A 14,162-nucleotide genomic window follows, 5' to 3' on the forward strand; every position below is an offset into this window, starting at 1 on the left:
AATGTGGCGACCACGATGGAATACATTGATCTTGATATGGAAGTGACGGGCAAAGCGCTGGAGCGGGAACTGGGGTTGTATACTGATTTTGTTGATGAGCATGCCGATGAGAATGAATAAAACGGCGTAAAAAAGACAGGGCAGGTCTCAGACAGGATTGAGGTGGAGGTGTGAGTGAACTGCCCTGCATCAATATCGATGGTATGGAAAACGGCTAATATCGATCCCCTGTCCCGTAAAGTTTTTCCCTTACTTGACATCAGAATCAATTACTGAAATCATTACCTTAAACGAGAAAAGGGTAACTGTTAAAACAGCTACCCTGATATCTTGTCTTAAATGTTCTTTTCAACTAAACAGTACAAATTGAGCTGATTAGGAGTTAACATTTAATTAACGATTGAATCTTTTTTGCACTTTTGTCAGGAAATTTAACAACCTAGGACAAACCCGCATGGAAATTTGGTGCCCGGAGGCGGAATCGAACCACCGACACGGGGATTTTCAATCCCCTGCTCTACCGACTGAGCTATCCGGGCTAACGGGGACGCATTAAACAGTATTCACTCCAATCCGTCAACGACTTTTTGCGAAAAAAACATGAAAAATGGTCGTTGGCGGAATTTTTATACTAATCAAGCGCAATTATTCAGCGTTACCAGCTTTTTTTAACTTAAGGCACCCTCTTTTCGGCAATTAGCTATGGTCAGAATATCCTGAGCCAGCAGTTTTGCGGTGACCACATCTTCCATATCTTTTTTCACTAATAGTTTACTGAGGCATCCTTCAAGGATAAGTTCCATCTGTTTGGCAACTTGCTCACTATTCTCAATGCCAATTTGCTGTAATAGCCCATTTGTATATTGAAAAGAGCTTTGTTTTTGTAATGCAGCTAATTGATGGATAGGGTGATCGGTATCAGGAAAAGCACTACAGGCTGCAATAAACAGGCAACCGGGGCAGCGATTTTCCTCTACTTTTTCTTTGAGAGTATCGTAACGGACCAATAGCTTTTGTTCCGGGGACAATGTTTCATCCAGCAGGATATGACGCTGCCAGGCTTCTATTTGCTGGCTGTGGAAACGCAGGCAGTCATAAAGTAGGGCTTCGCGGTCTGGCCAGAAATGTTTTATTTGGTCGATATCAATGTTCAGGGGAGTCAATAGTGCCTCCAGTGTTACTGACAGACCCTGTTGCTCAAGTAAATTGAGTACATGATTAAGTACGTATTCACGCTGCACTGTTGCTCTCCTTTTAAATGATTTTTATTGATCTTTTATCTGTTCTGAAGCTATTGGGTATAAATGCTGTAAATGGCGATTAAAACGTTCTGCATCCATAAATCCGTTGACTCGCGAGTCGGGTATTTCCTTGCCTTGGGTGTCAAAAAACAAGATAGTCGGAAGCCCCAACACTTCCAGTTTTTTCAGCAACTCTTTCTGGTCAGGGCCATTATTTGTAACATTGGCCTGCAATATGAGAAAGTGACTTAGCTGCTTTTGGACTTGTGGATCGCGGAAAGTATATTTTTCAAATTCCTTACAAGCGACACACCACTCTGCATAGAGATCCAGCATGATCGGTTTATGGCGATTTTCAGCCAGAATCTGACTCAATTCCTGCCAGTCACTGATTTGCTGGAATTCTAAAGATGTTTTTTGTTGTTCTGTAACAGGATTGCCCCATACCCAGTCCTGTAAAGGGCGTGAGGCGATTAAAGCCAGTGCCAGTAAGATGAGCTGTAGGGTGCGTAACCAGCCGTTTTTGTGGTTTAGCGTCAATGAAAAAGCCCAGCCACAGAAGGCAACCGCTAATATGCTCCATAACCTTATTCCCCATACATCTCCCAGAACTCTTTCCAGCAAAAATATTGGCAGCGCAAGGATAATAAAGCCGAATGCTTCTTTCACATATTGCATCCACGGGCCACTGCGGGGTAAGAATTTGTGGCCGAATAAAGTCACGGCTATAAGTGGTAAACCCATTCCCAGTGCATACAGATAAAGTGTCAGGCCACCGAGCACAGCGTTACCACTTTGGGCAATGTACAGTAAAATGGCGCTGAGCGGGGCGGTTGTGCAGGGGGATGCAATCAGGCCCGCCAGCATCCCCATGACGAATACACCAAAATAGGAACCACTTTTTTGCTGATTACTCCAGTTCACCAAACGGGTCTGAACGGAAGAAGGGAGCTGGAGTGAATACATACCGAACATGGATAGTGCTAACAGAATAAACAGGACGGAAAGCCCTATCAGAATATAAGGGCTTTGTAATGCGGCCTGAAACTGTAAACCTGCTGCGGCGACAATTAACCCTAAGGCCGTATAAGTGATGGCCATTCCCTGCACATAGCTCATTGCCAGCCAGAAGATACGTTTCAGGCTTTCAGGGCGTTTCTGTCCCAGAATAATAGCGGAGATTAACGGATACATTGGCAGGATACATGGAGTAAATGCGATACCTATACCAATCAATAATGCCCATAAAGGCGAAAATGGCATTTGATCCGTTTTCAGTAACGTTTTTTCCTGCGGCTGTGATTCACTTTGAGGTGTTTTTATTTCAGCAGGTTTAGATTCTGGCTGTTTTGGTGTTTCATTAGCTGATGGTTTTATGGGCGTGGTTACGGCGTATAGTGGCACGCTGATTGTTTCTGGAGGATAACAGTAGCCTGCTTCCGCGCAGCCCTGATATGTCACCTGAAGTGTTGAATCATTTGTTGCAGCAATAATCGGGATATTGATGTGTGCTGACTGAAAATAAACCTTCGTTTTGCCAAAAAATTCATCTTCATGTGCTGTTGCTTTGGAAAAATCAATATGGCCTAAAGAAGTTTGCTGATCGGGGGTGATAACGAACTGTTTTCTATAGAGGTAATAACCGGGCTTAATATCCCAACTTAGTGTCAATTGTTCCCCTTTTTGCTGAAAATCAAACATAAATGCCTGTTCAGCGGGAAGATACCGATTCTGCCCCAATTGTCCGGGTTGCTCAAATAGCGCACTGGATTTAAGAGGGAACGCACTGATTGCACCGAACAGTAGAAACAATATGAGAATACGTTTCATCATAGGATATTTTTTTACCTGCCAGTTATAGGGAGTCAATGGGTTAAATTTACCAGAATCGGCACTACGACTAAAATGAGCACTATAACCGATGGAATCTGTGACAAAAAGCTGATTGATTAATATTAATGCAAAGAGGTGTTTTTTTCAGGGAAGAAGATAAAAGAAAGAAAATATTTCAGGGGGTTTAACCCCCCTGAAAATCAAACATAAAGCCTGAAGGCTACAGAATCATACCACCGAACAGAAAGCCGAATGAGACTGCCAGCCCAACAGCAATCGTACCCGGAATAAAGAACGGATGGTTAAAAACAAAACGTCCGATACGGGTTGTGCCGGTATCATCCATCTGTACTGCGGCAACTAAAGTTGGATAAGTTGGCAGAATGAACAGCCCGGAAACAGCAGAGAAAGAGGCAATTGCAGTCAATGGCGTGACATGCAGCGCTAATGCCATTGGCATTAATGCCTTCGCTGTTGCTGCCTGTGAATACAATAAGGCTGAACAGAAGAAGAAAATAACCGCGAGTAACCAAGGTCGAGAATGAATCAGGTTACCGGCAGTTTCCTTAATCCAGTCGAGATTGGCCTGAACAAAAGTATCACCTAACCAGGCAACACCCAGAATACAAATACAGGCACTCATGCCAGCCTTAAAAGTACTCGAATTCAGAATAGCATCTGTATTGACGGAACAAATAACCGTGGTGAGCGTCGCAACACTCAGCATAATAATCAGAATCGCGTTGGTGGTATTCATCAGTGGTTTTTCCACTAACCCGACACTCGGGCTATTGATAACCGCATAGATAACAACGCCGATAACACCCAGCAAAAATAGCAGAACAGAGAGTTTTGCCTTCGGTTTGATTTCAATCTGAGATGCACCGCGCATTTCTATCAGGCCGTCAGCCAGACGTTTCTGATAGATAGGATCATTTGCCAACTTGGAATCGAAAAGCCATGAAATGATGAATGACATTAACACGATGGCACAAAATGTGGATGGCAGCAGTATCATCAGCAAATGAATATAGCTGATACCTTGCCCTTCCATAACTGAAGCCATATAAACAACTGCCGCAGAGATAGGGGAGGCGGTGATCCCGATTTGAGCGGAGACGACAGCAGTCGAAAGTGGACGACATGGTTTGATGCCTTGCTCTTTAGCAACTTCGGCAATAACAGGCAGTGTTGCCAGTGAGATGTTCCCTGTACCTGCGAATAGAGTCAGAAAGTAAGTGACTATAGGTGCGAGGATTGTGATGTATTTTGGGTTCTTACGCAGTAATTTTTCAGTTTGCTGGACAAGGTAGTCTAACCCGCCTGCTATTTGCATTGCTGATATTGCAGCAATCACAGCCATAATAATTGAGATAACATCAAATGGAATACTGCCTGGTTTTACACCTAGAATGGCGAGGATTAAAACGCCAATTCCACCCGCAAAGCCAATTCCGATTCCCCCTAATCTTGCCCCCAGAAAAATGGCCAGCAGAACAATAACCAATTCTACGGCTAACATGTTACATACTCCTTCATTTATTTAGTTTTATGAAAATCTATGGTTAATAATTTGTGTTTGCTGCCAATTAAAAAGGCACGCTTCCGGTTGGAATAGCGTGCCTTAAAAATTAAGACGAACTCGTTATTATAATCATTTAATTAGTCATCAAAACGTTTTGCTTTGTAAGTCGGATTTTTTAGGTTCTCAACAGAGAAAATATCATCTAATTCCGCTTCTGTCAGCAGACCACGCTCCAAAACAACTTCTCGGACGCTTTTACCTGTTTCTGCACAGATTTTACCTACGATATCGCCATTATGGTGACCGATGAATGGGTTCAGGTAGGTCACGATACCAATAGAGTTAAAGACAAAGCTTTCACAGACTTCTTTGTTGGCAGTAATACCGTTAACGCACTTCTCAACCAGATTACGGCAAGCGTTGCTCAGGATAGTCATAGATTCAAACATAGCCTGACCAATAGCTGGTTCCATGACGTTCAGCTGCAACTGACCAGCTTCTGCTGCCATAGTGATACAGGTATCGTTACCGATAACTTTAAAGCAAACCTGATTAACAACTTCTGGAACAACTGGGTTTACTTTTGCTGGCATGATGGAAGAGCCTGCCTGCAATTCTGGCAGGTTGATTTCGTTCAGACCAGCACGTGGGCCGGAAGACAGCAGACGCAGGTCGTTACAGATTTTAGACATCTTAACAGCCAGACGTTTCAGGGCACTATGAACCATAACATAAGCACCACAGTCAGAAGTCGCTTCAATCAAATCTTCTGCAGGTACACAAGGCAAGCCGGTCACTTCTGCCAGCTTTTCTACAGCTAGTTTCTGATAGCCAGGTGCTGTGTTCAGACCAGTACCGATAGCGGTTGCCCCAAGGTTCACTTCCAGCAGCAGCTCGGCGGTACGAGTAATATTTTTAATTTCTTCTTTTAATAACATGGAAAAAGCGCGGAATTCCTGACCCAGAGTCATTGGTACCGCATCTTGTAATTGAGTACGACCCATCTTCAGGATATCGTCGAACTCAATACCTTTTTTGTCGAAGCCCGCTTTTAATAATTCGATTGAATCAACCAACTGCATGATTGCATTGTAAACAGCAATACGGAAACCGGTAGGATAGGCATCGTTAGTTGACTGGCTTCTGTTCAGATGATCATTGGGGTTCAGGTACTCATATTCACCTTTCTGATGCCCCATCAATTCAAGACCGATATTTGCCAGCACCTCATTCGTATTCATGTTCAGCGAGGTACCTGCGCCACCCTGAAAAACATCAACAGGGAACTGATCCATACATTTGCCTGTGTTGAGCAGTTCATCACACGCTTTGACAATGATATCTGCAACTTTGCCGGGAATGGTATGGAGTTCTTTGTTTGCCAGTGCTGCCGCTTTTTTTACCATGACCATGCCGCGAATGAATTCAGGGACATCGTTGATGGAGCGGTCACTAATATAGAAGTTTTCAATCGCACGTAGAGTGTGAATACCGTAATAGGCTTCAGCAGGGACTTCACGTTTACCTAACAGGTCTTCTTCGATACGAATGTTGTTTGACATGAGAACCTTCTTAAATTGGATACGTTTTACTGTTTGTTATATGTTTGTTGAGATAATGTTGCCGACAGCAATCGCTGTGATATTAGGTGATTACCACAAAATTGCAGGCGCGATCATATGTGGATTTGTCAGAAATGCCTTGAACCTGGATCACTTTATAGTACGATTTTACTAATGAAATGACATATGTGTGATTGAGGTCACGGTTACTCAGGTAAAAAGTCAAATGTCCTAAGTATTGAAAACCGTTATTGTTATCCCCACATATGTTATCCATACAAACTAGTCATCTATAGATGTTGCTATCAATGAGCTGGGTTATAAACGAGATTCGTGGTAATAAAAACGCTTTGGTAGTATACACAGCACCTAAAGCGGATGAGAATACCGGCTTATATCCTTCATCTTTCAGGTGCCTCATTTTGGGCTGCCTCATTTTAAGTTGCTTCAACTTAATTTGCTTTAACTTAAATTGCTCCAATTTCATTTTATTCAACTCATTTTCTTCAACTACAGGAGAACAACGTGCGCTGGTTTCCTCTTATCCTGATATGTCTGCTGATTTATATCGAATCAGTACTGTTTGTCCGCATCGCTTCTGAGGTCGGCGTCCTGTTAACGCTGTTACTGGTTGTTCTGACTTCCTGTGTTGGGGTTTCTCTGGTTCGTAATCAGGGCATAAAGAACTTTATGTCGATGCAGCAGAAAATGGCTGCTGGAGAAAGCCCTGCGGAAGAAGCAATCAAAAGTGTTTCTTTGGTCATTGCGGGTTTCCTGTTAATTATTCCCGGCTTTTTTACCGATTTTCTCGGGCTATTATTATTGTTGTCGCCTGTGCAAAAATTGCTGACAGCAAAATTACTGCCACATCTGACTTTTTACCGTCCGAATGTTCGTGGTGGATATGGTCAGGATAGTAATCATGGTCAGACATTTGAAGGAGAGTATGAGCGCAGGCAGGATGACGCATCGAATAAGATTACTCGCGATGATCAAAAAAATCATAATGAGTATGATAATGACCACAATAAGAAATAACTTCAGCTCATACTGTCTGAGATTGTCACGGGTAATAAAAAAGTGAAATATTTTTTGCTATCCCCCCTTGAAGTACTGCCTATAAGCCCCAACTTGTAGCTTCATGGTACTGGTTCTGTTGGGTTCTGGTATCAATCCTCTTACCTGATATGGACTTTATTTATAGGAGATCTATCAATGAAAATTCGTCCATTACACGACCGTGTTATCGTCAAACGTCAAGAAGTTGAATCTAAATCTGCTGGTGGAATCGTTCTGACCGGTTCAGCTGCGGGCAAATCTACCCGTGGTGAAGTTCTTGCTGTTGGCCATGGTCGCATCCTGGAAAGCGGTGATGTTAAAGCTCTGGATGTTAAAGTGGGTGATATCGTCATTTTTAATGAAGGTTACGGTGTTAAAGCAGAGAAGATCGATAACGAAGAAGTGTTGATCATGTCTGAAAGCGATATTCTGGCAATTGTTGAAGCGTAATTGAAAATCTTACGCTCAGATCTTCTTAATTGAACGAATTTAAAGGAAAGATACAATGGCAGCTAAAGACGTAAAATTTGGTAATGATGCTCGCAGCAAAATGTTGCGTGGTGTGAATGTACTGGCTGATGCAGTTAAAGTGACTCTGGGTCCTAAAGGTCGTAACGTTGTTTTGGATAAATCTTTTGGTGCACCTGTAATTACTAAAGATGGTGTTTCTGTAGCACGTGAAATCGAATTAGAAGACAAATTCGAAAACATGGGTGCACAGATGGTTAAAGAAGTTGCTTCTAAAGCTAACGATGCGGCTGGTGATGGTACAACTACTGCAACCGTTCTGGCTCAAGCAATCGTCACCGAAGGTCTGAAAGCCGTTGCTGCTGGCATGAACCCAATGGATCTGAAGCGTGGTATTGATAAAGCAGTTATCTCCGCTGTTGAAGAACTGAAAAAACTGTCCGTACCTTGCTCTGATTCCACTGCAATTGCACAGGTTGGTACAATCTCTGCAAACTCCGACGAAACTGTAGGTAAACTGATCGCAGAAGCGATGGATAAAGTCGGTAAAGAAGGTGTAATCACCGTTGAAGAAGGTACTGGTCTGGAAGACGAACTGGATGTTGTTGAAGGTATGCAGTTCGACCGTGGTTACCTGTCTCCTTATTTCATCAACAAACCAGAATCAGGTTCTGTTGAACTGGAAAACCCATACATTCTGTTGGTAGACAAAAAAGTTTCCAACATCCGTGAACTGTTGCCAGTTCTGGAAGGTGTAGCTAAAGCAAGCAAACCTCTGCTCATCATCGCTGAAGATGTTGAAGGCGAAGCACTGGCTACTCTGGTTGTGAACAACATGCGTGGTATCGTGAAAGTTGCTGCGGTTAAAGCACCAGGTTTCGGTGATCGCCGTAAAGCAATGCTGCAGGATATTGCTATCCTGACTAACGGTACTGTTATTTCTGAAGAGATTGGTCTGGAGCTGGAAAAAGCAACTCTGGAAGATCTGGGTCAGGCAAAACGTGTTGTTATCAACAAAGACACCACTACTATCATTGATGGCGTAGGCGAAGCAAGCGCGATTGAAGCGCGTGTTGGTCAAATTCGTCAGCAAATCGAAGAATCCACTTCTGACTATGACCGTGAAAAACTGCAGGAGCGCGTAGCGAAACTGGCAGGCGGTGTTGCTGTAATCAAAGTTGGTGCAGCGACTGAAGTTGAAATGAAAGAAAAACGTGCACGTGTTGACGATGCACTGCATGCAACCCGTGCAGCAGTAGAAGAAGGTGTTGTTGCTGGTGGTGGTGTGGCGCTGGTTCGCGTTGCAGGGGCTATCACAAGCCTGACTGGTGACAACGAAGATCAGAACGTGGGTATCCGTGTTGCACTGCGCGCAATGGAAGCACCAATGCGTCAGATCGTTGAGAACGCAGGTGAAGAGCCATCTGTTGTTGTGAACAACATTAAAGCAGGTCAGGGCAACCACGGTTATAACGCTGCAACTGAACAGTACGGCGACATGATCGAAATGGGTATCCTGGATCCAACCAAAGTAACTCGTTCTGCACTGCAATTCGCAGCATCTATCGCTGGTCTGATGATCACAACTGAAGCGATGATCACTGAACTGCCAAAAGATGACAAAGCTGACTTAGGCGCAGCTGGCGGCATGGGCGGTATGGGTGGAATGGGCGGCATGATGTAATGCGCTCATCCTGATGATGGGATCTCCCGTCTATTAGGGTAAAACTTTGAAGGCGAGCAGATTTTTCTGCTCGCCTTTTTACTTTCTTCTATTAATAGCATACAAAAGATTAAATTTATCATCGTAATATACACAATGGATTTCAAGATGTGTCGCGGCCAACAAAGAGGCAATTTGAAAGACGAAGTGTATGAAGTTAGCGTAATCAACGAGGGAAGACATGCGAATAAAATTTTTGCTCGGCGCATCGGTGTTGCTGTTAGCGGGATGCACGACAAATAATCAATTAACTTCAGCAGGTTCCGGTGTGCGTTTTGTGGATACTCAGCCGGGTAGTGAATGCCAGCGGTTAGGTGAAGTGACGGGAACTCAAAGTAATTGGCTTAATGGCGTCGGCAGTGAAAGCAGTTCTATGCGTGGTGCGGCTAATGATTTGCGTAATAAAGCAGCTGAAATGGGTGGGAATGTAATATATGGCGTAAATAGTCCGTCAGAGGGGCTGTTAAATAGCTTTATTCCCCTCGACAGCAAGATGGTTGGTCAAGTCTATAAATGTCCTTGAGTGTAAGTGATAAGCAGCATATTGAATTCGGGCAATGCCCAGAAAAACAGCCTGCAACATTGTGAGCCAGCTGTCTGAATTTCTGTGCACTGCCTGTTATCGCGAAAATATTAAAAAGCCTCGCTGGTTAATTATTTTTTAACCCTAAATCCAATGGAGTTTTGCTTGGTTCACCACCGATTTCTCTTGTCAGACACGGCACCAGATAGCCAGAGACTTTGGTTAATAGCTCCCGCATAATGGCTTTTGCTTCTTCATCACTGACAAGAAAGTGTGCTGCACCCTGTACTTTATCCAACACATGGATGTAGTAAGGCAAAATACCAGCATCAAATAACGAATTACTTAAATCAGCCAGTATATCAGCGTCATCATTTACGCCTCGTAACAGGACACTCTGGTTCAGCAGGGTGACTCCGGCTTGTTTCAGCCGCGCCATACTCTCCCGGAATGCCTCATCAATTTCGTTTGCATGGTTAATATGAGTGACCATAATGACCTGCAAATTGGATTGTGCCAGACGATTACATAATGAAAGCGTCACTCTGTCGGGAATAACAACGGGTAAACGGGTGTGAATACGTAGTCGTTTAATATGAGGAATAGACTCAAGTTGAGTAATCAGCCAATCCAGTTCGTGATCCTTTGCCATCAGAGGATCACCGCCAGAGAAAATGATCTCATTAAGCTCAGTATGTTGTTCAATATACTCTAGTGCTGATTGCCAGTTACTTTTATTGCCCTTGTTATCTTCATAAGGGAAATGGCGTCGGAAGCAGTAACGGCAGTTGACCGCACAACCTCCTTTAACCATTAATAACGCCCGGTTGCGATATTTATGTAACAAGCCGGGAACGACCGGATGCTGTTCATCTAATGGATCAGTGGAAAATCCGGCTGGAGTATCAAACTCTTCTCGTGCAGTTAAAACCTGTAGTAATAAGGGATCCTGCGGATCGCCCTTTTTCATTCGTGATACAAATGCTCTTGGCACACGCAAGGGAAACAGGCGTCGCGCCTCATTACCTTCTTTCAATAAGGCGTGCGTGTTCAGGGATAACAATTGCAACAACTCACTGGGATCAGTGATAACATCAGTAAGTTGTTGTAGCCAGACTTCTCTGGCAGGGTGAATATGGGTTATAATGTGTGCCATTTTTTGGCTAAGCCATTTCGTTAAAAATTAGAGGATCTCCATGGCTACTTATAGTACCAATGAATTCCGTTCAGGTCTTAAAATCATGTTAGATGGCGAGCCGTGCGCTATTCTTGACAGTGAATTTGTTAAACCGGGTAAAGGGCAGGCATTTGCCCGTGTTCGTATTCGTAAGCTGATTTCTGGCAAACTGCTAGAAAAAACTTTTAAATCAACCGATTCTGTTGAAAGTGCAGATGTTATGGATGTCAATTTGACTTACCTGTACAACGACGGTGAATTCTGGCATTTCATGAACAACGAAACTTTCGAGCAGTTAGCTGCAGATGTGAAAGCCGTTGGTGACAATGCTAAATGGCTGATCGATCAGGCAGAATGTGTTCTGACTCTGTGGGATGGCCGTCCTATCGCTGTGACTCCACCAAACTTCGTTGAGCTGGAAATTGTTGATACTGATCCAGGCCTGAAAGGTGATACCGCAGGTACTGGTGGTAAACCAGCTACTCTCAGCACTGGCGCGGTAGTAAAAGTACCTTTGTTTGTCCAGATCGGTGAAGTCATCAAAGTTGATACCCGTTCTAACGAATACGTTTCTCGCGTGAAATAATCTCGCTTTGTTATTTTAGAAAAACCGCAGCCTCTTCGTCCAGAGGTTGCGGTTTTTTTATGGTCATTTTTACGACCATTGCAGCGGTTTGGGTTGATCGTTATAATCCCTTTTCATTTCCTATCGTTATCTGGGACGACCCGGATAAACGTCATCTCATTGGGGACGGCCCCGCTTCCATTAGATATAAGGTTAAAACATGTCTTGGTTGATACTTCTCATTGCGGGTTTATTTGAAGTCGTATGGGCTGTGGGCCTGAAGTATACACAGGGTTTTTCCCGTTTAGTGCCGAGTTTGATCACTGCCAGTGCGATGACTATCAGCGTAGGGTTACTGGCTTATGCTATGAAAAGTCTTCCGGCAGGAACAGCCTATGCGATTTGGACAGGTGTTGGGGCGGTAGGTACAGCGATTTTTGGGATTATGGTATTGGGTGAGTCTGCAAATATTGCCAGAATATTAAGTCTTGGCCTGATTGTGGTTGGCATTATTGGCTTGAAACTTGCCAGCTGATTTCCTGTAATTCATTGATTAACATTAAAATAAAACCCAGCATTATGCTGGGTTTTATTTTGCTTACTTTTTTTCATAACGAGAAGGCCATATCTCTTCTGGCGTAAGTCCCAGCGCGGTTGCGATTAAACGCTCTCCTTTCGGCCAGTGGCGTTGTAGAGCATTCGCAAGTGTTGATGATGCCAGCCCCGCCGTACGTGAGACTTCTGACAATGTTGTGCCACGTTTTTTCAATTCAGCAATGATATCGGCGGAGTGCCAATCTTTATTTTCCATTTTTAATTTCTCCGGTTACCTGTCATTTTTCAATTAAAAAGAAATAATTTATCAGTAGACTATGAGTCACACATAATAACATAACTTAGATTTAAATGTGACTTATAGTCCGTGGTCGGATAAGTAACACGAATCGATACTTATCGGATGAAAACACCTAACAACATCAAATCCCTTTTCGGGCAAAGGATCAGATATCTCAGGAAAGAAGCCGGGATGTCGCAGGAGGCTTTTGCCGATAAGTGTGGTTTGGATCGAACCTACGTCAGCGGTATTGAGCGCGGTGTCAGAAATCCTACCTTAGAAATTATTTATGTGATTGCGAATGGGTTGCAGATTGAGCTGAATGAATTGTTCGATTTTAAAGCTTCTATCTCTTCCGGTTAAATAATTCGTTGTTCTGTTTCTTATATCATTCTGAAAGTGAAATTTTATCACCTTTGAGCTTATACAACTAACTCAAAGGTGATTTTGGTCTGTTTGTCAGGTAGCTTTCTCAGTGATCGGTCTCACCAATGTTTTTTAGGGCATCAATGACCAGTCGCCAAAATTTGGCCTGATCCAGTTTTACCGCAACCTGGGTATGGCAGTCCTCTGAAGGCGGAAAGCGAAAATCAGCGACAGTCATGCCTGTGGTTAAGGTTCCAGACATTTCGATATTAACAGGAACTTTTTGTGTGCTCATGACACTGGGATCAATAACATAAGCGACAGCACAAGGGTCATGAACAGGAGGGTAGTCGAAACCCCGTTGTGTCATCCGATAACTTTTTCCATAAAATTGGAGTAAATCCAACACAAACTGAGCAGGGCGTGTATTTATTTTGGCTATCTCTTCAGTAACGTCCGGTGTTGCCAGTGCCTGATGGGTGAGATCTAATCCGACCATTGTCAGCGGCCATTTTTCATTGAAAACAATATGTGCCGCTTCCGGGTCGATTAATATATTGAATTCGGCAACAGCACTTCTGTTACCTTCATGGTAACCCCCTCCCATTAATACAATTTCTTTTACTCTCTCCACAATTTGTGGTGCCTTACGCACAGCCAGAGCAATATTCGTCAAGCCTGCGGTTGGGACTAATGTGACGCTTTTGGGCGGATGTTCCATGATGATATCAATGATTAAATCTACGGCATGGCGAGCGTCTAGTTTTATTTCCGGCTCAGGCAAAATAGGGCCATCCAGTCCCGTTTCTCCATGAATGTCAGGAGCCGTTTTGATCTCCCTGACCAGCGGCCGATAGCAGCCGGCAGCAAAAGGAATATCACGGATATTAGCGATACGGGCAATGGAAAGCGCATTATGGGTAACTTTATCTAAAGTTTGGTTGCCCACAACAGTTGTCACAGCTAAGAGTTCGATATCAGGGTTGCCATGAGCAAGCAGCATAGCAATGGCATCATCATGACCAGGGTCGCAATCGAGAATAATTTTCTTGGGAGACATATTCATTCCTTTTATGGTGCCTAAAGTAAATATACTCACCAAGAATAATTCACCATCAATAAAAATTCCTCCGCTGACCATCACAAAACGACATGATAAAAAATGTAATCTTGTTAATAATTATTCTGATTATTGTGATTTAATTAACATATAAACAACAAAGGGTTTGAGCATTTTAATTGCGTGTGATTCATATATAAATGATAAGAAATCGCAGATGGCAAA

At 43.4% G+C, this 14,162-nt stretch carries 14 protein-coding genes and 1 tRNA gene; 7 read left to right on the top strand and 8 right to left on the bottom strand.

Annotation, left to right across the window (positions count from 1 at the left end):
• Positions 1 to 463: 463 nt before the first annotated feature.
• The 5 genes from AACS90_RS15525 to aspA form a co-directional block, all read right to left on the bottom strand.
• Positions 464 to 539: transfer RNA gene (locus AACS90_RS15525), tRNA-Phe, on the bottom strand.
• Positions 540 to 668: 129 nt separating this feature from the next.
• The gene (dicD, locus tag AACS90_RS15530) at positions 669 to 1,241 is read right to left on the bottom strand and encodes a division control transcriptional repressor DicD (RefSeq protein ID WP_099120625.1); all 573 of its coding nucleotides are present in this window, start codon (positions 1,239 to 1,241) and stop codon (positions 669 to 671) included.
• Positions 1,242 to 1,265: 24 nt separating this feature from the next.
• Entirely contained in the window at positions 1,266 to 3,074 is a 1,809-nt protein-coding gene (locus AACS90_RS15535) for a protein-disulfide reductase DsbD (protein WP_099120626.1), read from the bottom strand.
• Between the two features lie 220 nt (positions 3,075 to 3,294).
• Positions 3,295 to 4,596 (bottom strand): anaerobic C4-dicarboxylate transporter, encoded by a 1,302-nt coding sequence (locus tag AACS90_RS15540; RefSeq protein ID WP_099120627.1) that lies wholly within the window; start codon positions 4,594 to 4,596, stop codon positions 3,295 to 3,297.
• Between the two features lie 140 nt (positions 4,597 to 4,736).
• Positions 4,737 to 6,161 carry an aspartate ammonia-lyase gene (gene aspA / locus AACS90_RS15545; RefSeq protein WP_099120628.1) on the bottom strand — a complete coding sequence of 475 codons (1,425 nt, stop codon included), beginning with the start codon at positions 6,159 to 6,161 and terminating at the stop codon, positions 4,737 to 4,739.
• A gap of 525 nt (positions 6,162 to 6,686) precedes the next feature.
• On the opposite strand from aspA, the gene AACS90_RS15550 reads away from it, so the two are divergent.
• From AACS90_RS15550 to AACS90_RS15565, 4 genes are all read left to right on the top strand, one after another.
• Positions 6,687 to 7,199 (top strand): FxsA family protein, encoded by a 513-nt coding sequence (locus tag AACS90_RS15550; protein ID WP_099120630.1) that lies wholly within the window; start codon positions 6,687 to 6,689, stop codon positions 7,197 to 7,199.
• Between the two features lie 177 nt (positions 7,200 to 7,376).
• Positions 7,377 to 7,670: a co-chaperone GroES gene (locus AACS90_RS15555; RefSeq protein ID WP_099108863.1), complete on the top strand. Its 294-nt coding sequence runs from the start codon at positions 7,377 to 7,379 to the stop codon at positions 7,668 to 7,670.
• A gap of 55 nt (positions 7,671 to 7,725) precedes the next feature.
• On the top strand, positions 7,726 to 9,372 hold the full coding sequence (groL, locus tag AACS90_RS15560; protein WP_099120631.1) for a chaperonin GroEL: 1,647 nt from the start codon (positions 7,726 to 7,728) through the stop codon (positions 9,370 to 9,372).
• A gap of 220 nt (positions 9,373 to 9,592) precedes the next feature.
• A complete protein-coding gene (locus AACS90_RS15565) occupies positions 9,593 to 9,934 on the top strand; it encodes a DUF4156 domain-containing protein (RefSeq protein WP_099120632.1) in 342 nt (113 codons plus the stop codon).
• Between the two features lie 127 nt (positions 9,935 to 10,061).
• Here the strand turns inward: AACS90_RS15565 and epmB are convergent, their stop codons facing one another.
• Positions 10,062 to 11,090: an EF-P beta-lysylation protein EpmB gene (gene epmB / locus AACS90_RS15570; protein ID WP_099120633.1), complete on the bottom strand. Its 1,029-nt coding sequence runs from the start codon at positions 11,088 to 11,090 to the stop codon at positions 10,062 to 10,064.
• A 40-nt stretch (positions 11,091 to 11,130) separates the two neighbouring features.
• Between epmB and efp the strand changes: the two genes are divergently transcribed.
• Entirely contained in the window at positions 11,131 to 11,697 is a 567-nt protein-coding gene (gene efp / locus AACS90_RS15575) for an elongation factor P (protein WP_099108859.1), read from the top strand.
• 199 nt (positions 11,698 to 11,896) lie between these two features.
• Positions 11,897 to 12,211 (top strand): quaternary ammonium compound efflux SMR transporter SugE, encoded by a 315-nt coding sequence (sugE, locus tag AACS90_RS15580; RefSeq protein ID WP_099120634.1) that lies wholly within the window; start codon positions 11,897 to 11,899, stop codon positions 12,209 to 12,211.
• A 63-nt stretch (positions 12,212 to 12,274) separates the two neighbouring features.
• Here the strand turns inward: sugE and AACS90_RS15585 are convergent, their stop codons facing one another.
• Positions 12,275 to 12,487 (bottom strand): helix-turn-helix domain-containing protein, encoded by a 213-nt coding sequence (locus AACS90_RS15585; RefSeq protein WP_099108857.1) that lies wholly within the window; start codon positions 12,485 to 12,487, stop codon positions 12,275 to 12,277.
• Positions 12,488 to 12,634: 147 nt separating this feature from the next.
• On the opposite strand from AACS90_RS15585, the gene AACS90_RS15590 reads away from it, so the two are divergent.
• On the top strand, positions 12,635 to 12,874 hold the full coding sequence (locus AACS90_RS15590; protein WP_099108856.1) for a helix-turn-helix domain-containing protein: 240 nt from the start codon (positions 12,635 to 12,637) through the stop codon (positions 12,872 to 12,874).
• A 109-nt stretch (positions 12,875 to 12,983) separates the two neighbouring features.
• Here the strand turns inward: AACS90_RS15590 and uriH are convergent, their stop codons facing one another.
• A complete protein-coding gene (uriH, locus tag AACS90_RS15595; protein ID WP_099120635.1) occupies positions 12,984 to 13,937 on the bottom strand; it encodes a uridine-preferring nucleoside hydrolase UriH in 954 nt (317 codons plus the stop codon).
• Positions 13,938 to 14,162 lie beyond the last annotated feature (225 nt).

Origin of the sequence: Xenorhabdus sp. KK7.4 (assembly GCF_963876465.1) — a bacterium.
In the GTDB taxonomy this organism is placed as follows: Bacteria; Pseudomonadota; Gammaproteobacteria; order Enterobacterales; family Enterobacteriaceae; genus Xenorhabdus; species Xenorhabdus stockiae.

Excerpts from the sequence above, each read along its gene's own strand:
- AACS90_RS15535 (WP_099120626.1), bottom strand. The coding sequence starts at position 3,074 with ATGATGAAACGTATTCTCATATTGTTTCTACTGTTCGGTGCAATCAGT.
- AACS90_RS15540 (WP_099120627.1), bottom strand. The coding sequence starts at position 4,596 with ATGTTAGCCGTAGAATTGGTTATTGTTCTGCTGGCCATTTTTCTGGGG.
- aspA (WP_099120628.1), bottom strand. The coding sequence starts at position 6,161 with ATGTCAAACAACATTCGTATCGAAGAAGACCTGTTAGGTAAACGTGAA.
- AACS90_RS15555 (WP_099108863.1), top strand. The coding sequence starts at position 7,377 with ATGAAAATTCGTCCATTACACGACCGTGTTATCGTCAAACGTCAAGAA.
- groL (WP_099120631.1), top strand. The coding sequence starts at position 7,726 with ATGGCAGCTAAAGACGTAAAATTTGGTAATGATGCTCGCAGCAAAATG.
- AACS90_RS15565 (WP_099120632.1), top strand. The coding sequence starts at position 9,593 with ATGCGAATAAAATTTTTGCTCGGCGCATCGGTGTTGCTGTTAGCGGGA.
- epmB (WP_099120633.1), bottom strand. The coding sequence starts at position 11,090 with ATGGCACACATTATAACCCATATTCACCCTGCCAGAGAAGTCTGGCTA.
- efp (WP_099108859.1), top strand. The coding sequence starts at position 11,131 with ATGGCTACTTATAGTACCAATGAATTCCGTTCAGGTCTTAAAATCATG.
- sugE (WP_099120634.1), top strand. The coding sequence starts at position 11,897 with ATGTCTTGGTTGATACTTCTCATTGCGGGTTTATTTGAAGTCGTATGG.
- AACS90_RS15585 (WP_099108857.1), bottom strand. The coding sequence starts at position 12,487 with ATGGAAAATAAAGATTGGCACTCCGCCGATATCATTGCTGAATTGAAA.
- AACS90_RS15590 (WP_099108856.1), top strand. The coding sequence starts at position 12,635 with ATGAAAACACCTAACAACATCAAATCCCTTTTCGGGCAAAGGATCAGA.
- uriH (WP_099120635.1), bottom strand. The coding sequence starts at position 13,937 with ATGTCTCCCAAGAAAATTATTCTCGATTGCGACCCTGGTCATGATGAT.